17 protein-coding genes are annotated in these 17088 nt (G+C 49.2%); 10 read left to right on the top strand and 7 right to left on the bottom strand.

The window, feature by feature from the left end; translation table 11 throughout:
* Positions 1–47 precede the first annotated feature (47 nt).
* Positions 48–2519: an ATP-dependent Clp protease ATP-binding subunit gene (locus tag AC1S52_RS22735; protein WP_482031392.1), complete on the top strand. Its 2472-nt coding sequence runs from the start codon at positions 48–50 to the stop codon at positions 2517–2519.
* A 56-nt stretch (positions 2520–2575) separates the two neighbouring features.
* Here AC1S52_RS22735 and AC1S52_RS22730 read toward each other — a convergent pair whose 3' ends face one another.
* Both AC1S52_RS22730 and AC1S52_RS22725 read right to left on the bottom strand, forming a co-directional pair.
* The gene (locus tag AC1S52_RS22730) at positions 2576–2710 is read right to left on the bottom strand and encodes a hypothetical protein (protein ID WP_482031327.1); all 135 of its coding nucleotides are present in this window, start codon (positions 2708–2710) and stop codon (positions 2576–2578) included.
* Entirely contained in the window at positions 2703–3092 is a 390-nt protein-coding gene (locus tag AC1S52_RS22725) for a DUF6398 domain-containing protein (RefSeq protein ID WP_482031326.1), read from the bottom strand. Before AC1S52_RS22725 ends, AC1S52_RS22730 begins: the two co-directional genes overlap by 8 nt.
* Before the next feature lie 96 nt (positions 3093–3188).
* Here AC1S52_RS22725 and AC1S52_RS22720 point away from each other — a divergent pair, with 96 nt between their 5' ends.
* Together AC1S52_RS22720 and rsmG are read left to right on the top strand one after the other, a co-directional pair.
* Complete coding sequence (locus AC1S52_RS22720) at positions 3189–3611, top strand: hypothetical protein (protein ID WP_482031325.1); 423 nt, start codon at positions 3189–3191, stop codon at positions 3609–3611.
* A gap of 5 nt (positions 3612–3616) precedes the next feature.
* Positions 3617–4438 (top strand): 16S rRNA (guanine(527)-N(7))-methyltransferase RsmG, encoded by an 822-nt coding sequence (gene rsmG / locus AC1S52_RS22715; RefSeq protein ID WP_482031324.1) that lies wholly within the window; start codon positions 3617–3619, stop codon positions 4436–4438.
* Positions 4439–4737: 299 nt separating this feature from the next.
* Here rsmG and AC1S52_RS22710 read toward each other — a convergent pair whose 3' ends face one another.
* Entirely contained in the window at positions 4738–5841 is a 1104-nt protein-coding gene (locus tag AC1S52_RS22710; RefSeq protein WP_482031323.1) for a glycosyltransferase, read from the bottom strand.
* A 118-nt stretch (positions 5842–5959) separates the two neighbouring features.
* On the opposite strand from AC1S52_RS22710, the gene AC1S52_RS22705 reads away from it, so the two are divergent.
* The gene (locus AC1S52_RS22705) at positions 5960–7276 is read left to right on the top strand and encodes a class I SAM-dependent methyltransferase (RefSeq protein ID WP_482031322.1); all 1317 of its coding nucleotides are present in this window, start codon (positions 5960–5962) and stop codon (positions 7274–7276) included.
* 162 nt (positions 7277–7438) lie between these two features.
* Here AC1S52_RS22705 and AC1S52_RS22700 read toward each other — a convergent pair whose 3' ends face one another.
* Positions 7439–8905 (bottom strand): mechanosensitive ion channel domain-containing protein, encoded by a 1467-nt coding sequence (locus AC1S52_RS22700; protein WP_482031321.1) that lies wholly within the window; start codon positions 8903–8905, stop codon positions 7439–7441.
* 179 nt (positions 8906–9084) lie between these two features.
* On the opposite strand from AC1S52_RS22700, the gene AC1S52_RS22695 reads away from it, so the two are divergent.
* The 5 genes from AC1S52_RS22695 to AC1S52_RS22675 all read left to right on the top strand — a co-directional run bounded on the left by AC1S52_RS22695 (position 9085) and on the right by AC1S52_RS22675 (position 15113).
* Positions 9085–9957, top strand: a complete 873-nt coding sequence (locus AC1S52_RS22695; RefSeq protein ID WP_482031320.1) for a 6-carboxytetrahydropterin synthase — start codon at positions 9085–9087, stop codon at positions 9955–9957.
* A gap of 167 nt (positions 9958–10124) precedes the next feature.
* Positions 10125–11324 carry an FtsW/RodA/SpoVE family cell cycle protein gene (locus tag AC1S52_RS22690; RefSeq protein ID WP_482031319.1) on the top strand — a complete coding sequence of 400 codons (1200 nt, stop codon included), beginning with the start codon at positions 10125–10127 and terminating at the stop codon, positions 11322–11324.
* Between the two features lie 171 nt (positions 11325–11495).
* Positions 11496–12239, top strand: a complete 744-nt coding sequence (locus tag AC1S52_RS22685; RefSeq protein ID WP_482031318.1) for a cytochrome c biogenesis protein CcdA — start codon at positions 11496–11498, stop codon at positions 12237–12239.
* Between the two features lie 173 nt (positions 12240–12412).
* Positions 12413–13582: a PIN domain-containing protein gene (locus AC1S52_RS22680; RefSeq protein ID WP_482031317.1), complete on the top strand. Its 1170-nt coding sequence runs from the start codon at positions 12413–12415 to the stop codon at positions 13580–13582.
* 121 nt (positions 13583–13703) lie between these two features.
* A complete protein-coding gene (locus tag AC1S52_RS22675; protein ID WP_482031316.1) occupies positions 13704–15113 on the top strand; it encodes a cytochrome c biogenesis protein in 1410 nt (469 codons plus the stop codon).
* A 41-nt stretch (positions 15114–15154) separates the two neighbouring features.
* Here the strand turns inward: AC1S52_RS22675 and AC1S52_RS22670 are convergent, their stop codons facing one another.
* Positions 15155–15379, bottom strand: coding sequence for a DUF4351 domain-containing protein (locus tag AC1S52_RS22670; RefSeq protein ID WP_482031315.1), 225 nt, complete (start codon positions 15377–15379; stop codon positions 15155–15157).
* A gap of 96 nt (positions 15380–15475) precedes the next feature.
* On the opposite strand from AC1S52_RS22670, the gene AC1S52_RS22665 reads away from it, so the two are divergent.
* On the top strand, positions 15476–16030 hold the full coding sequence (locus tag AC1S52_RS22665; RefSeq protein WP_482031314.1) for a GNAT family N-acetyltransferase: 555 nt from the start codon (positions 15476–15478) through the stop codon (positions 16028–16030).
* A gap of 5 nt (positions 16031–16035) precedes the next feature.
* Here the strand turns inward: AC1S52_RS22665 and queF are convergent, their stop codons facing one another.
* Both queF and AC1S52_RS22655 read right to left on the bottom strand, forming a co-directional pair.
* On the bottom strand, positions 16036–16518 hold the full coding sequence (gene queF, locus AC1S52_RS22660; protein WP_482031313.1) for a preQ(1) synthase: 483 nt from the start codon (positions 16516–16518) through the stop codon (positions 16036–16038).
* Between the two features lie 74 nt (positions 16519–16592).
* Positions 16593–17060 (bottom strand): secondary thiamine-phosphate synthase enzyme YjbQ, encoded by a 468-nt coding sequence (locus AC1S52_RS22655; protein WP_482031312.1) that lies wholly within the window; start codon positions 17058–17060, stop codon positions 16593–16595.
* Positions 17061–17088 lie beyond the last annotated feature (28 nt).

Genomic DNA, 17088 nt, shown 5'->3' with positions numbered 1-17088 from the left:
TGCTAAAATCAGCAGTACCGGCACGCAGCAGGTTACAGAAACACGCCATGTTTGAACGCTTTACAGAAAAAGCCATCAAAGTGATCATGCTTGCCCAGGAGGAAGCTCGCCGCCTGGGACATAATTTTGTGGGTACAGAGCAGATCCTCTTGGGTCTGATTGGAGAAGGGACCGGCGTCGCCGCCAAAGTGCTGAAATCTATGGGTGTCAATCTTAAAGATGCCCGGATTGAGGTTGAGAAAATTATTGGTCGGGGTTCAGGCTTTGTTGCAGTTGAAATTCCATTTACGCCTCGGGCAAAGCGAGTTTTAGAGCTATCGCTCGAAGAAGCTCGCCAACTGGGGCATAACTACATTGGAACCGAACATTTGCTTTTAGGATTGATACGGGAAGGGGAAGGGGTTGCTGCTAGAGTTTTGGAAAACCTGGGTGTAGACCTCTCCAAAGTTCGGACGCAAGTCATTCGGATGCTTGGCGAAACCGCAGAGGTCACCTCTGGTGGTAGCCAGGGGCGCACCAAAACCCCCACTTTGGATGAGTTTGGCTCGAATTTGACCCAAATGGCATCGGAGGGCAAACTGGATCCGGTGGTGGGTCGCCAAAAGGAAATCGAGCGCGTTATCCAAATTCTGGGTCGTCGTACCAAAAACAACCCGGTGTTGATTGGCGAACCTGGTGTTGGTAAAACGGCGATCGCGGAGGGGCTTGCCCAGCGGATTGCGAACGATGACATCCCGGACATTTTGGAAGATAAACGGGTTGTCACTTTAGATATCGGTCTGTTGGTTGCAGGGACCAAGTATCGAGGTGAGTTTGAAGAGCGTCTGAAAAAGATCATGGATGAGATCCGTTCTGCCGGAAACGTCATCCTGGTGATTGATGAAGTTCATACACTCATTGGTGCCGGTGCGGCTGAGGGCGCAATTGATGCGGCAAATATTTTGAAGCCTGCCCTGGCACGGGGTGAACTTCAGTGTATCGGTGCGACAACCCTGGATGAGTACCGGAAGCACATTGAACGAGATGCGGCTTTAGAACGCCGGTTCCAGCCCGTCATGGTCGGTGAGCCTACCGTGGACGAAACCATTGAAATCTTGCGTGGTCTGCGGGAACGTTATGAGCAGCACCATAAGCTGAAAATCTCAGACCTGGCTCTGGAAGCGGCTGCCAAGTTATCTGACCGCTATATTTCCGATCGCTACTTGCCCGATAAGGCAATCGATTTGATCGACGAAGCAGGCTCTCGCGTTCGCCTGATCAATTCCCAGTTGCCTCCCGCCGCTAAGGAACTGGATAAGGAGTTGCGCCAGGTGTTGAAGGAAAAGGACGATGCGGTTCGTTCTCAAAACTTCGACAAAGCGGGTGAACTGCGCGATCGCGAAATGGAGATTAAGGCAGAAATTCGGGCGATCGCCCAGAGCAAGAAAACTGAGTCAACGGGTGAAGACGCCTCCCCCATTGTGGATGAAGAAGACATCGCTCAAATTGTTGCGTCCTGGACTGGGGTTCCAGTCAATAAGCTGACCGAATCCGAGTCTGAAAAACTGCTGCACATGGAAGACACCCTGCACCAGCGGTTGATTGGTCAGGAGGAAGCGGTCAAAGCGGTATCTCGTGCCATTCGTCGTGCCCGTGTTGGCTTGAAGAACCCCAACCGTCCGATCGCCAGCTTCATCTTCTCCGGTCCGACTGGGGTAGGTAAGACCGAGCTGACCAAATCATTAGCTGCCTACTTCTTTGGCTCTGAAGATGCCATGATCCGACTGGATATGTCGGAATACATGGAGCGTCACACGGTCTCCAAGCTGATTGGTTCACCGCCGGGCTATGTTGGCTATAACGAGGGTGGTCAATTGACCGAAGCGGTTCGTCGTCGTCCTTACACGGTCGTTCTCTTCGACGAAATTGAGAAAGCACACCCTGATGTCTTCAACATGCTGCTGCAAATCCTGGAAGACGGTCGCCTCACAGATGCTAAAGGTCGCACAGTAGACTTCAAGAACACACTACTGATCATGACCTCCAACATTGGTTCTAAGGTGATTGAAAAAGGCGGCGGCGGTCTGGGCTTCGAGTTCTCTGCTGGTGATGCCGCAGAGTCCCAGTACAACCGCATCCGTTCCCTGGTCAACGAGGAACTGAAACAGTACTTCCGCCCCGAATTCCTCAACCGTCTGGACGAGATTATTGTCTTCCGTCAGTTGAACAAGGACGAGGTGAAGCAGATTGCCGACATTATGCTGAACGAAGTCTTCAATCGCCTGAAAGATCAGGGCATTACTCTGGAAGTCACCGAGCGGTTTAAGGATCGCCTGGTGGAAGAAGGCTACAACCCAGCCTATGGTGCTCGTCCTCTGCGTCGTGCTATCATGCGCCTCCTGGAAGATTCCCTGGCTGAGGAAATCTTATCGGGTCGCATTAAGGATGGAAATACTGCTGTCGTTGATGTGGATACCGAAGGTCAGGTCAAAGTCCTGCAAGGAGAACAACGAGAACTTCTGCCGCAGGCGGCTGAGTAAGTCAACAGGTAATATGGCTCAAACCTCCGATTCTTTAAAGAATCGGAGGTTTCTATTTATTTTTCGTCTGGCAGGTAAGGAATCAATCCCTTGCGGTAAGCTTCCTCCTGAATAGCTTGTGGTGCATTGCGGACATCCATGAGCAAGCCATTGACAGAAACCATCCAAACCAGCGGATTTCGATCAATCATGCTGGGCAGACACCAATTTGGGTCCATTTGATGCATGTTCATCATTTCCCGAATTTGTTTGGATTTTCCCTGTCCAGCTACTTTGACCCACTCCAAATGCTTGATACAGATCCGTTGCCTTGATGTGAGGTTGCTGAGACGAATCAAATAGAAAATTGGCCATACCCAGAGCATGAATAATTCCACATGCCCATGTCTTTGCTTTACCACTTGCCAAAGGTGACGGACGTTTGCGGCAGAGTGCGGCTGTCAGTTGGCGGCAAAGTTGAGCATACTCATCATTGAGATGCTGCTGACTAAAATCATCGGTGATGCCGGTAATTTCCTCAAACTTTGCCCGCATCGCCTCAGGAACGCTTTCAGATTTAGCTGTTTTTGACATAGAAATCACCAAGCACGGCAGCTTGTATTCAGACTATCATGGTCAATAATCTTGTATAGGTATTGTTGATAGGCTATTGGTGATACTGAGGGACGAATGAAAAGCTTTGGTAAAAAAACTCCCCAGCACAAATTTTTCCTCAATCCTTACGCTGACTTGAGGTACACAAAGTGTCCAAAGTGTGATGGAAAAACAAAGCTGCGTAAGCTCCCTCTATTCATTCACATCATTCCAGATCAACCTGTTGCTCTGAATAAAACCTGTCGTTATTGTCCATCCTGCGATCTGTTAATTGCCCATAAAGATGAGTTGGATGAGTTACTGGCTAGAATGTTTGCTCAATATCGGTCAGAGATTGTTGGCAATGATTATTTGGTTGTAGGCACGATTGAGCGGAAGGACTGGAAAGAGGGAGAAATGTTTAGAGCGATTGGTGAGCTAAAGGCGATCGTCCACGATTTCAAGCAACACCTGAACTTTGAGCCAGCGCGCTATGAATGGGTGTTAGCAGAAAAGTAATCCTCATGAATGAAGCATCGCCCCCCTCCATATCACCTCCCACCCCACCCTCTACCTTGCCCGGATTAGCAGAAATATGGCTAGAAACCACGGGCTGGCAACCCCGTGCAGAACAGCAGGAGCAATTTCAACAGCTATACGATCGCATTTTAGAAGGCAACCGCCAGCTAAACCTGACTCGGATTGTTGAGCCGGAAGACTTTTGGGAAAAGCATCTGTGGGATTCTTTGAGGGGAATCAAGCAGTTTCTGCCAACGGTGGGAGACACGGAGATGCCGCAAGTCGAAGAGGGGGAGACTGTGGAACCCGACTTCTCAGGGCTTGTGCGGGTCATTGACATCGGAACGGGGGCAGGTTTTCCGGGAATTCCCGTCGCGATCGCCCAGCCAACCTGGCAAGTCACTCTAATGGACTCCACCCGCAAAAAAATCCAGTTCTTGAATCAACTGCTAAAAGACCTGTTGCTTTTGAATCCAATTACCCTCGTTGACCGGGCTGAGAGCGTTGGACAACAAGCCGAGCATCGGGAGGCTTATGATCTGGCACTTGTTCGGGCAGTGGCAGCGGCTTCAGTCTGTGCCGAGTACGCCCTGCCTCTACTCAAAGTAGGCGGATGGGCAGTTCTTTATCGAGGGCAGTGGACGGTGGAGGAAACCGCTTTACTGGAGCCTGCTGTGGCAACCTTAGGCGGTCAAATTGTAGCGGTGGAGGCGTTTAAGACTCCGTTAACAGAGGGCGATCGCCACTGTGTTTACCTGCGGAAAATGTCGCCTACCCCAAAGGAGTTTCCCCGCCCGGTTGGAGTTCCCCAGCAACGACCACTTTAGGGATGTGCCCCAAAATAAAGTACCCGCTAGACAAGCTGCTCCACGATGGATTCCCGCCTGCGCGGGAATGACGTTGGAACTTTATTAATTTGCGAGCCCCTTAGTGGGCGGCGCAAAGTTGGCATCCTGGTTCAGGCAGTAAGGAGTTCGGAGGGCGAAGCAGATCAGCGTGTCCAGATTTGTCCCTGTGAGTACTCGTTGGCTGAATTTTGATAGTTGGGGATGGGGCTAAACCTCATCAACTTAGAAACCCGTAGTTTTTCCTGGGAAAAGTCTCCAGTTCTCAGCTTGGATCAGGTTTATTCAGGGGTTGCGTGGTTGGGGAGATGGTCATCCAATGCCTGGGCGATAAACCACTCTAGTTTGGCAACAAAGACCGACTCGGCAAACTCTTCAGCCCTTTGAATGCAGGCATGGGAGAAGAAGCGCAGTCCCTCAAACTGAGTCATTGCTTGACAGAGGCTTTCTACCGTAGGTTCTGAAAACAGTAAGCCGGTGCGGTAGTTGAGAACGACTTCCTGGATGCCACTTTGAGCTGAGGCGATAACGGGAACCCCGTGCCCCATTGCTTCTACGGGGGGGAACCCAAAATCAGCGTCAGGGTTGGGAAATAGAAGTGCTCTGGCATGGGCATAGATCTCTGTGAGCGGCTGCTCTGGCACCGCACCCAGAAAGCGGACGGATTTACCCGCCAGTGCTTGCAGCCGTTGAGCATCGCTGCCGGTACCTACCACCCAGAGGGGGCGATCGCTGCGGGTACAGGCTGCGATTGCCAGATCTACCCGTTGATCACGGGTCAGCGGTCCCACATAAAGGTAATATTGCCCTCCCGCCTGCCCATCTGCCTGAATCGATACGGGGGGAGGAATGACTTCCGCCGTACAACGGTAGAACTTTTTGATGCGACGGGCAACCATTGCCGAGTTTGCGACAAAGCGATCGCATCGTTGAGCGGCGTAAAAGTCGTATTGTCTCAATCGACTGTCTACCCCGGTACTGTAACAGCGACGGGGCAATGCATGGGTTGCTGGCTCCCACAGATAGCGGGGTGGAGTATGGCAGTAGCAAACATGTAACGCATCGGCACGGGTCAGAACCGATTTGCTCAGGTAGCTACCTGAGGAAGAAATGACCAGATCATAGGTAGACAGATCAAGGGATGCCCAGAAGTAGGGCAGGAAAGAACGATAGGCATGGTAATAGCGGGCGATCGCAGGTAACTTCTGTGCCCAGGTAGTCCGAATATCCCATCCAGCAAAACGGTCTGCATCTGCTCCCAATCCTTTGGGGTCAACAAATGCGGTGTAAACCGGAGCCTCTGGATACATCCGGTGCAAGCCTTGCAGGACTCGTTCGGAGTTACCATATTCCCGCAGATAGTCATGAACTAGTGCTACTCTCATACCAAACGTTTTAGGCAGTCAAAATCAGCTTAGAATGTTCCAGGATGATTGGAAACAATCCATTCAAACGACAGGAAACCATCGGTCGTAACCGGCTCTTTAGTAAACGCTTATTTCTATGGATTTAACCGAGAAGATCCGGCAGCAGTTTGATAGCTTGCCCTATCCTCAGGTTCCAATGGAGAAATCTCCGTTGGAAGATCCGAATCTGTTGTTTATTCATAGTCTGAGCACGCCTTTCTATTTAAGAAGTCAGACAATTCCTGATGCGCAAAATGCTGCCATTTTAGATGTGGGTTGTGGTAGTGGCTATAAATCTCTGGCATTGGCAATCGCCAATCCTGGATCGGTAGTGGTTGGGATTGACCTATCAGAACCCTCGATTGAAGTGGCAAAGGCTCGTGCCCAAAAACAGGGAATTACCAATGCTGAGTTTCATCATCTTTCGATTAATGAACTCTCCCAACTTGAACGAGAGTTTGATTACATTAATTGTGATGAAACTTTATATCTTTTCCGGGATATTGGAGAAGGCTTTAAGTTACTCAAGTCGGTGCTCAAATCTCAGGGAATCATTCGCGCTAACTTACACAGTGCCTACCAACGAGCTAACTATTTCCGAGCACAGGATCTGTTCAAACAGCTTGGGTTAATGGCAGCTAATCCGGGTGAATTAGAGGTTCAGATTGTGGCTGACACGCTCAAATCCCTTAAACCCGATATCACTTTAGCGAGTACCTGGGCTAAAGAAGCCTTTGAACCTGAGGGTGAAATCCAGCCCTTAGCTGTTTTGATGAACTTTTTATTTCAGGGAGATAAAGGGTACACCATCCCCGATTTGTTTAATGCTTTGAGACAGGCAGACCTGGAATTTATCAGCATGGTGAACTGGCGCTGGTGGGATCTGTTGAGTTTATTTAAAAACCCAGAGGAATTACCCCTGTTCTGGGAAATGACATTGCCAGAGTTGTCTGAAGAAAGCCAACTCACTTTGTTTGAATTGATTTCCCCCCAGCATCGACTATTGGATTTTTGGTGCGGGCATTTAGATCAAAAGCAACCTTACCGCTCTCCGCAGGATTGGTCGCTGGCGGAATGGCAACGGGCACAGATCAACCTGCATCCCGTGTTAAACACGCCGACAGTACGGGCAGGACTGGTTGAGAGTATTCAGGAACAGCGATCGTGGGAAATTAGCCGTCATCTCTCTGCACCGGTTAAAGCGCCTTGTCACATTGAAAGCCATCTGGCAGCCTGTCTTCTCCCGCTATGGGAGGCACCCCAAACGATGCGATCGCTGATTAATAGACGGCTACAAACCTGCCCCACTGATTTAGTTACCCTTGTGCCATTAACTGAAGAACAGGCTTTTGAGCAACTGAAAGCCCTGCTGATGCGGTTAGAGACATTCTTGTATGTTCTGGTTGCTTTGTAAGGGATGTGCCGCAAAATAAAGTACCCGCTAGACAAGCTGCTCCACGATGGATTCCCGCCTGCGCGGGAATGACGTTGGGACTTTATTAATTTGCGAGTCCCTAAGCAGTTGAGTGAAACCCAAGACCTCTGAAATCTTGCAGATTTTGGAGGTCTAAAACTCCTAAATTCCAAACAAGGTTTGCAGTCGTCTGCGAATCTTGAGCAGCGGCGTTTCCTCTGAAAATTCAGACAAAATCCCCATCTCCCGTAACGTTTGCTGACGCTCCATCAGCTTTTGGGCGATCTGATCTGCTAACCCCCGATGATTTTCTAAGAGCCGCTGAAGGTCATTCCGTTCAATTACAAATAAGATGGTGTCTTCCAAAGTGCGAACGGTGGCTGAACGGGGAATACCCAGCAATAAGGACATTTCTCCAAAAAACTCGCCTTCATTCAGAGTGGCAATGTACTGTTCTACCCGCTTGGAAAAGATTTCGACCGAACCTTTCAGAATCAGGTAAAAGGAATCGCCGGGGGTGTTCTCTTCGCACACAACCTGATCGACTGGAAACAGTTGACGGTACCCATATTCAATTAATTGCAATAATTCCGCATCACTACACTGCTCAAAATAGGAGATCCGCCGCAGCAGATCTCGCAGTGCCAGATTGCTGGGAGGCTTGGGGTGAGGCTTTTTAGGTTCCACCACCGCCTCCGGAGGCGACTTTTTCTGGTCTGGTTCGCCTGCATGACCATTTTGGTGAAACAGAGGCATCACCTCATCTAAATTCCGAATGTGCAAATCTCGCTGGGGAAAAGGGACATGAATATGGCGAGTTCGTAGTTCCCGTTCAATTTGAAAGTTCAAGCTGCTTTTGATCGGTTCACTTTCCGTCGGTTGATTGATCCATACCAGCAGTTCAAAGACGAGGGCACTATCTCCAAACGACCGAAACCAAACTCTGGGGGGTGGATCACTCAATACGCGCTGGTTTTTGCGGGCGGCTTCTAGCAGGGCTTCAGATACCAGTAACGTGTCGCTGCCATAGGCAACCCCGACTGGAATGTGGAGCCGACAGCGGGGGTCGCGGTAACTCCAGTTAATCACGTTGCTCTCAACAAACTTCACGTTTGGCACAATGACGAATACTCCGTCCAGGGTTCGCACGGTTGTAGAGCGAATCGAAATGTTTTCGACGGTGCCCAGCAGGTCATTGACCTCGATAAAATCCCCAACTCGGATAGGCTGCTCAACCAGCAGGGTTAATCCGCTGATAAAGTTGCTAGCCAGGTTTTGCAATCCGAAGCCGAGACCAATCCCCACAACCCCTGCAATTAGGGTTAGAGAACTGAGGTTTACCCCTGCCGTTTGTAAGACAACCAGAAAGCCAATCAGGGTAAACAGATAGCGGATGAATGCAGCAATGACTTCGCGGGTTCCCCGATCGAGTCCCATGCGCACGAGTACTCCGCGCTTGAGCCAGTTACTTAAGCCATGGGAAATCCAAAAGACCGCAATGATAATCAGGGCAAGACTGCCAAGCTGGCTGAGGGAGAAACGGTTATTGCCAATCTCAAACATGGGCGAGGCAAAGAGAGTGCCCAGGGCTGAGATGATGGCTTGAAGTTGGGAGAGGAGCCAGTTCATGGAGGTGGGAGGAAAGGGGTGAGGGTGAGGGGTGAGGGGAAAGTTTTCCTAAATTTAACTTTTGTCGGGAGGTAGAAGAGCGATCGCCCCATTCTTGTCCATTGATTAACCCAATCCGTTATCCTGAAGAGAGGATTAAGTTCATGTAACTTAATATCTTTTTCCAGGCAGAAAACTTTATGAAATGTATCATCAATCGCCGCGCTCAGTTTTCAGCCAGTCACCGCTATTGGTTAGCTGAACTGAGTGAGGCAGAGAACCTGGCTCAGTTTGGTGCCTGCACCCGCTATCCCGGACATGGACATAACTACGTCCTCTACGTTTCGATGGCAGGTGAGCTAGACGAGTACGGCATGGTGCTGAACCTGTCGGATGTGAAGCAGGTGATCAAACGGGAAGTCACCAGCCAGCTTGATTTCTCCTATCTCAATGACGTTTGGCAGGAGTTTCAGGATACGTTACCTACAACGGAACAGATTGCACGGGTTATCTGGCGGCGGCTTGTCTCGTATCTCCCGGTTGTTCGCATCCAACTTTTTGAACACCCTGAACTTTGGGCAGACTATTACGGAAACGATATGGAAGCGTATCTCACTATCAGCACCCATTTTAGTGCCGCCCACCGGCTGGCACGTCCCGACCTGAGCTATGAAGAGAACTGCGAAATTTATGGCAAATGTGCCCGTCCCCACGGTCACGGTCACAACTACCATCTGGAAGTGACGATCAAAGGCGAAATTGATCCTCGTACAGGCATGATTGCCGACCTGGTGGAATTTCAGAAAGCAGTCGATGACTACGTGGTAGAACCCTTTGACCACACCTTCCTAAACAAAGATATTCCCTATTTCGCTGAAGTGGTGCCTACGGCTGAAAATATCGCCGTTCATATCCGTGATCTTTTGCAGGAGCCGATCCGCAGAATCGGAGCCAGGTTGCATAAGGTCAAGTTGATTGAAAGCCCTAATAATTCTTGTGAAGTCTATTGTGTAGAGGACGCATCAGCGGCAGCGATCGCCAGTTTGAGGGAGCCTGCTTTGGTCGAGGCTTAGGAACTTGTGGGTTCGTGGATTACGAACGGGGAGTGGGCTAAAGGCTAAGGCAACATCGATCACTTACCCCTCTTGATTGTTTGGGGATGCTGGCATAGACTTATGTGCTTGATACGTAAAGATATGCCTGCTACGGGTTGCTCATAGTTTCTACTTCCTCCATTCCTGTGAACCTGCGTTTTCTGATTCCTTTTTTTGACACCACTGCTCAGGATTGGGCGGTTGAGGCTCGCTGGTTGCGTTGGCTGACATTTTTGTGGCTGATGGTAGGACTGGCAGTGATGTTTTCGGCATCGTTTGCGATCGCCGATTCCGAACTAGGTGACGGATTTTATTACCTGAAGCTGCAACTGGTCTGGATTGCCGTTGGGATGGTGGGGTTTAACCTGTTGGTTCACTCCCCCCTGCGATATGTGGTGGGCATGACAGACTGGCTGCTGCTGCTGATCCTGAGCTTTATCTTAGTGACCCTGATTCCCGGTGTAGGCACGACGGTGAATGGGGCAACCCGATGGCTATTTGTTGGTCCTTTCCCAATCCAGCCTTCCGAGTTGATCAAGCCTTTCCTGGTACTCCAGAGTGCCCGCATTTTTGGGCAATGGAATCGACTCCGATGGTCAACCCGTCTGGCATGGTTAGGCATTTTTTTAGTGGTAATTTTAGGGATTTTGCTCCAGCCCAACTTAAGTACAGCCGCATTGTGCGGGATTTTGCTGTGGCTGGTGGCGCTGGCGGCTGGGCTTCCCTATGCCCAGTTGAGTACCACTGCGATCGCTGGGTTTCTCCTGGCACTGATTAGTGTGAGTTTACGCAGCTACCAGCGTCGTCGGGTGATGTCATTCCTTAACCCCTGGGCTGACCCGACTGGGGATGGCTATCAGTTGGTTCAAAGTCTGCTGGCAGTGGGTTCGGGTGGTCCCCTGGGTACTGGGTTTGGGTTATCCCAGCAAAAGCTGTTTTATTTACCGATCCAGGATACAGATTTTATTTTTGCTGTCTTTGCAGAAGAGTTTGGTTTTTTGGGGAGTGTGTTGCTCCTGTTGCTGTTGGTGGCGTATGCCACGCTGGCGGTGCGAGTGGCAATGAAGGCGCAAAAGCTGGTGTACCGGCTGGTGGCGATCGGGGTCATGGTGCTGCTAGTTGGGCAATCGATGCTGCACATAGGTGTATCCACAGGCGTTTTGCCCACTACGGGACTACCCTTTCCCCTGATGAGTTATGGCGGCAGTTCTATGATTGCCAGCCTGGCGGCGGCAGGATTACTAATTCGGGTGGCACGGGAAAGTAGTGAAGCAACGGTAGTGTCGTTGCATGACCGCCCGGTGATGGAGAAGGGACAAGGGACAGTGCGGCGAAGGCTCGTATAAGACCTCGGAGGTTTGACCTGCGGTGCTGGTGTTTATCTCGTTCCCTGGCTAAAACCTCCGAGGTCTACAGGAGTCTAAGCTAAGAACTCGGAGGTTTGAATCGCTATGCTGGTTGTTATGCTGGTTTTGTAGCAAAAACTTCCGAGTTCTACGGAAGGAATCATCTCACCTATGCTGGAAACCTTAAAAACCCAACTGTACTGGTTAGAGCACTTCGCCGATACGTTAGTCGCTCAACAACTGGTTCACCTGACCCCCGTAAGCGTGGGGATCATCTTTCTGGCAGGGCTGTTGACCAGCCTCACCCCCTGTATGCTCTCCATGCTGCCGATTACGATTGGCTACATTGGCGGCTATGAGAATCAAACCCGCCTTCAGGCTGCGGCTCAGTCCGCCTGGTTTTCTTTAGGACTGGCAACGACCCTGGCTGGGTTAGGGATTCTGGCAGCGGTGCTGGGACAAATTTATGGGCAGGTAGGGTTTGGGTTACCGATTCTGGTTAGCATCGTGGCGATTTTGATGGGGTTAAATTTGCTGGAGGCGCTGCCGCTACAGTTGCCGTCCTGGGGTGGGATGGAATGGATTTCTAAAGATCTGCCGTCAGGGGCGCGATCGTACCTAATTGGACTAACCTTTGGGCTGGTAGCATCGCCCTGTAGCACTCCCGTCCTGGCAACCTTGCTGGCGTGGATTACGACCACAAAAGACCCGGTGTTGGGCAGTGTGCTGCTACTGTTCTATGCGATCGGCTATGTGGCTCCGCTCGTGCTGGCAGGAATGTTTACCGCCTCGATTAAAAAACTGCTGGAACTGCGCCGCTGGTCTGGGTGGATTACTCCCGCCAGTGGAGCTTTGCTGGTGGGCTTTGGGGTGTTCTCGCTGCTGTTTCGATTTCTTCCAGACGGCAGTATTTAGCTGGCAAATTGTTTAATAGAACGTGGCGTAAATCAACCTATTATTTCTGAATCTGTAGTCTCTGACGATGTTTCCAAGTTCACGCTAAAAAGTACGAGTTTCTATTCACTCTATTGTTACGCTACAGGTTTAGTTCAGTGTCGCGCCTTTCTCAATTGTTGTGAGTTCCAAAGATGGAGTTAGATGAACTTAAAGAACTTGTCAGGGAGGGTCAGTTTGGTGCGATTTCTTTAGACACGTCAATTTTTGATGAGCAGGGTTTAAGACTAGAGTCAGGATTACTCAAACAACTAGAGCAATTTCGATATACTTCTACAAAATTAGTTGTCTCTGAGATTATTAAAGAGGAAATTCTGTCGCACCTAACTGAAAAAACCAAAGATACAAAAAGAGAGATTGAAAAATCTTTAAAGCAAGCTAAGGATTATTGGCAAGTTGAGGAGTATGAGATTGAAGAAATAAAAAAACAAGTTTTTGGTGGACGTGAAGTTCAAGAGATTGTAACTGAGCGGTTTAGTCGGTTTGTAGAGGCAACATCCCTGGAGATTATTGAAGCTCAAGATTATCTAATAGTCAGCGATTTGATACAAAAGTATTTTCAGTCTAAGCCACCGTTTTCAGAAACAGGTAAGAAGAAAAATGAATTTCCTGATGCGATTGCTTTAATCTCGCTTGAGACATGGGCTAATGAAAATAATACAAAAGTGATTGTTGTCACAAAAGATAGTGACTGGAAAAGCTTCTGTAAATCCTCTGAGCAACTTTGTGCTATTGATGATTTTGCTGGAGCCTTGGGATTATTTCAGCTTCAGGATGCTGATGACATATGCAAATATTTATCACAAAAGTATGAGTCAGGTAATCTTGAAAATGTTAAAAAAGCTGTATTGAACGCTTTAGAGTATGAAATTTATGATTTCAATCTTTATCCAGAAGCAGAGTCTTCTTATAGCTATGAAGAAGAAATAACAGAAGTTAGAGTTACTGGGTTTCAATTTAAATCGTTTGAGCCGCACAATATCATATTTAGACCTGTTAATTTTGATTCTGATAATGATAGCTTGACTGTCGAATCAAGATTGAGTGTTGATGTCAATGTTGAGTGCAGTTTTTCATTTTCTGTTTATGATTCTCTTGACAAAGAAGATGTGGGAATAGGAGGAAATACTGTAAAGACACAGGCTGATTTGGAGATAGAGGTTTTAATAACATTTGTAGGTGATTTGAGTAAGATCGGTGCAGAAGTTGAAGTGGATGATGTTGAAATCGAGATTAAAGTGCCTGCTAGTATTGATTTTGGGTTTGTTGAACCAGATTGGGGAAATGGAGATGATGACTACTGAATAACGGCATAACCCCAATACACACCAACCGCATAGAGTTTTTTTGTTGAGTTCGGGAGGTTGCTAGCGGCGGGTGAACGGAGTCGTTCAGTTCCCAATAAGAAGTGATGGATAAATATCAATGACTGTGAAAAACGGATTTACCTTTAAGCTGTCCAACTTGGGAACAAGCTTTCATTACTTTTTTAAGCGCGAGTTAGTGCCGCTGCTGGCAGATTTGCGGTTGGCGATCGCTTTGCTGCTGACCATTGCCCTGTTCAGTATCTCTGGTACCTTGCTGGAGCAGGGGCAGTCCATTGAGTTCTACAAAGCTAATTATCCAGAGCATCCTGCCCTGTTTGGCTTTTTGACCTGGAAGGTGCTGCTGACCCTGGGACTGGATCATGTCTACCGCACCTGGTGGTTTCTAGCGTTACTGATTCTGTTTGGCTCCAGTCTGACTGCCTGCACCTTTAAACGGCAAATTCCGGCTCTCCGCTGGTTTTCTCGTACCTGGAACTTTTACACCCAACCACGCCAGTTTCAAAAGTTTGCCCTCAGTGCAGAGTTTAAGCAGGCGAATCTGGAAACCGTAGTAACGATTCTGGAGCAGCGACGTTATCGGATTTTCCGTCAGGGAGAGTCTCTCTACGCCCATAAAGGACTTTCTGGGCGGATTGGTCCGATTATTGTTCACGTCGGTATTCTGGTAATTCTGGCAGGGTCAATCTGGGGAGCGTTTACCGGGTTTACCGCTCAGGAGATGGTTCCCAGTGGGGAGACGTTTCAAATTCAAAACATTACCGATGCGGGACCGCTGGCAGTTGCTCAGATACCGAAGGATTGGTCGGTGAAGGTGAACCGCTTCTGGATTGACTACACCCCCGACGGGGCGATCGACCAGTTTTATTCTGATATGTCGGTGCTGGATCAGGATGGCAAAGAGGTGAAGCGCAAAACCATCCATGTGAATGAGCCTTTGCGTTACCGGGGAGTGACTCTGTACCAGGCAGACTGGGCGATCGCGGCTGTGCGGGTCAAACTCAACAATAGTCCCCTCTTTCAGATTCCAATGGCACAGTTAGATACTGGCGGCACAGGACGTATCTGGGGCACCTGGGTTCCGACCAAACCCGATATGACCGATGGAGTTTCCCTGGTAGCGAAGGACTTGCAGGGAATGGTGCTGGTCTATGATATGTCCGGCAACCTCGCTGCTACGGTGCGGGCAGGTATGTCTACCCAGGTGAATGGGCTAACCCTGGCAGTGAAAGAACTGGTCGGCAGTACCGGGCTGCAAATTAAAGCCGATCCAGGCATCCCGATTGTTTATGCGGGTTTTGGCTTGCTGATGCTGGGAGTCTTGATGAGTTACGTCTCCCACTCGCAGATCTGGGTATTGCAGCAGAACAGCCAACTGTTTATCGGTGGTAGAACCAACCGTGCCCAGGTTGTGTTTGAACGAGAATTTCTGACCATTCTGGATCAACTGGGGCAGGTGACAAGCGATATTCCATCTGTATCCACACCAGAACCAGCAACCATGAACTAATCGTCATACAGCGGTGCCTGGTAAGAAGCGAAGTGCAATTGTCATTGTGCAACTTGATGGATCGCCAACCAATGTTCCAGATCAGATAGAGTAGTGAACTCTAGCAAGGCTTCGCTGAGATCTTCGAGAATGGGAAGCGGCAAGGCTGAGAGGCGCGACTTGATTGTTTCAGAAAGTCCCTGTTGCAGTCGTCGGGTTAAGAGGCGAGTCGTGAGTGCGATCGCTTCTTCTTCGCGACCTTCTTGTAGAATCACTTGGTAAGTCACGGACTCACCATCACATCTCTCCTGATAATTTGCAAAATAACGGCTGCTTCAAATTTTAACCCAGCTAATATTGAACACCCCAACCAAAAGCCGTCCATGCAAATTATTGATCTCACTTGCAACAACCAGTCTGAGATCGCCCAAATCATTGATTTTTTTGTCGCAGCTTTTGAGGGGCGATCGTCTGAAAATTTTGCCAATCGGAAGAACGCCCTGGAAGAAATTCAGGACTCCTTTGCCCCTGATCGCATCAGCCGAATTGCCATTCATCAAGATGGCACCGTTTTGGGCTGGATTGGGGCAATCCAGCAGTATGAAGGACATGCCTGGGAACTGCATCCCCTGGTGGTGAGGGGCGATCGCCAGCGTCAGGGAGTGGGCAAAGCACTGGTTGCAGACCTGGAGGCACAGGTCAGACATCGGGGTGGCACTACCATTTATATTGGTACCGATGACGAAAGCGGTGAAACCAGTCTTTCAGGCATTGATCTTTATCCCAATGTCTGGGAACACATTGCCCAGATTAAAAACCTACGCCACCATCCCTACGAGTTTTACCAAAAACAGGGGTATGCCGTTGTTGGTGTCATTCCCGATGCTAACGGCTTTGGTAAACCCGATATCCTGATGGCAAAGCGGGTAGGGGGTTAGTTTTCCTAACCTTTGTCTGCTTTTCGGTACTCTACTTCAACCACCGTATGTACATTTCCGCGTGGGTTGAAGTCGCCTTTGATTTTGGCTTCTAAAGGATCACAGGCGGCAACAAAGTCATCCAGAATTTGGTTAATGGATTCTTCGTGGGAAATGTAGCGATCGCGGTAGCTGTTGATATAGAGCTTAATCGCTTTTAGCTCCACCACCTTCTGGTTGGGCACATAGGTCAGATAAATCGTGGCAAAGTCTGGGTAGCCAGAAAAAGGACATTTGCAGGTAAATTCTGGCAGGGTGATATGAATGTTGTAGCGTCGCCCTACTCTGGGGTTGGGGAAGGTAATCAATTGCCCTTCAGAAATTAACCGTTCGCCGTATTTACTGTCCAGGGATTCACTGTTTACAGATTCACAACCTGTCAATTCCTGGGTTGCCTCCTGGGTTGCCAATTCAAATTCAGTGGTCTGCTGCATTGAAGGGTACGTCATAGTCACTCATAGGGGTTCTAACCTTTCTAATCTTAGGCATCTTCTGCCTACTTTTGCATCAGGTGGATTAGGGGTCAGGGGTCAGGGGATAAGGGTGATGTGCTTTCTCCCGTAATCTGGCAAAAAACGATGCGCTTGCGGGGACCATCCAACTCAAAAAACAGGACGGATTGATAGGTTCCCAGTGCCAGCCTGCCATTGACAACGGGAATGATTTCGCTCGTTGTCAGCATCATTGCCATCAAGTGAGAGTGGGCATTCATTGGCTCATCAGGGGGAATGCCTATTCGCAGATGGAGGTCATTATGCAGATAGCGATCGCCCGCCGGTGCCAGTCTTTTGAGGAACCCTTTGACATCTTCCAGAAGCCGTTCTTCATCTTCATTAATTGCCAGGGCAGTGGTGGTATGGCGTGAAAAAACAAGCACCTGCCCATTCTGAATTGGGCTAGAAGCCAGCAAATCTTTGATCTGAGGTGTAATGTTGTAGATCCCGATTCCCACGTCAGTTTCTACTTCAATTATCTGATTAACAATTGGCATCGGCTGCGAAAATGTTACAGATTCAACT

The sequence above is a fragment of the Kovacikia sp. CALU 1929 genome (assembly GCF_056784235.1).
Note: the sequence above shows the minus strand (reverse complement) of the source record. Positions and strands in the feature narration are given on the sequence as shown.

Coding starts and splice junctions, on each gene's coding strand:
- AC1S52_RS22685 (WP_482031318.1), top strand. CDS start 11,496: ATGCTGGAAACCTTAAAAACCCAACTGTACTGGTTAGAGCACTTCGCC.
- AC1S52_RS22710 (WP_482031323.1), bottom strand. CDS start 5,841: ATGAGAGTAGCACTAGTTCATGACTATCTGCGGGAATATGGTAACTCC.
- AC1S52_RS22730 (WP_482031327.1), bottom strand. CDS start 2,710: ATGATTGATCGAAATCCGCTGGTTTGGATGGTTTCTGTCAATGGCTTG.
- AC1S52_RS22655 (WP_482031312.1), bottom strand. CDS start 17,060: ATGCCAATTGTTAATCAGATAATTGAAGTAGAAACTGACGTGGGAATC.
- rsmG (WP_482031324.1), top strand. CDS start 3,617: ATGAATGAAGCATCGCCCCCCTCCATATCACCTCCCACCCCACCCTCT.
- AC1S52_RS22665 (WP_482031314.1), top strand. CDS start 15,476: ATGCAAATTATTGATCTCACTTGCAACAACCAGTCTGAGATCGCCCAA.
- AC1S52_RS22695 (WP_482031320.1), top strand. CDS start 9,085: ATGAAATGTATCATCAATCGCCGCGCTCAGTTTTCAGCCAGTCACCGC.
- AC1S52_RS22725 (WP_482031326.1), bottom strand. CDS start 3,092: ATGTCAAAAACAGCTAAATCTGAAAGCGTTCCTGAGGCGATGCGGGCA.
- AC1S52_RS22680 (WP_482031317.1), top strand. CDS start 12,413: ATGGAGTTAGATGAACTTAAAGAACTTGTCAGGGAGGGTCAGTTTGGT.
- AC1S52_RS22735 (WP_482031392.1), top strand. CDS start 48: ATGTTTGAACGCTTTACAGAAAAAGCCATCAAAGTGATCATGCTTGCC.
- AC1S52_RS22700 (WP_482031321.1), bottom strand. CDS start 8,905: ATGAACTGGCTCCTCTCCCAACTTCAAGCCATCATCTCAGCCCTGGGC.
- queF (WP_482031313.1), bottom strand. CDS start 16,518: ATGACGTACCCTTCAATGCAGCAGACCACTGAATTTGAATTGGCAACC.
- AC1S52_RS22705 (WP_482031322.1), top strand. CDS start 5,960: ATGGATTTAACCGAGAAGATCCGGCAGCAGTTTGATAGCTTGCCCTAT.
- AC1S52_RS22675 (WP_482031316.1), top strand. CDS start 13,704: ATGACTGTGAAAAACGGATTTACCTTTAAGCTGTCCAACTTGGGAACA.
- AC1S52_RS22720 (WP_482031325.1), top strand. CDS start 3,189: ATGAAAAGCTTTGGTAAAAAAACTCCCCAGCACAAATTTTTCCTCAAT.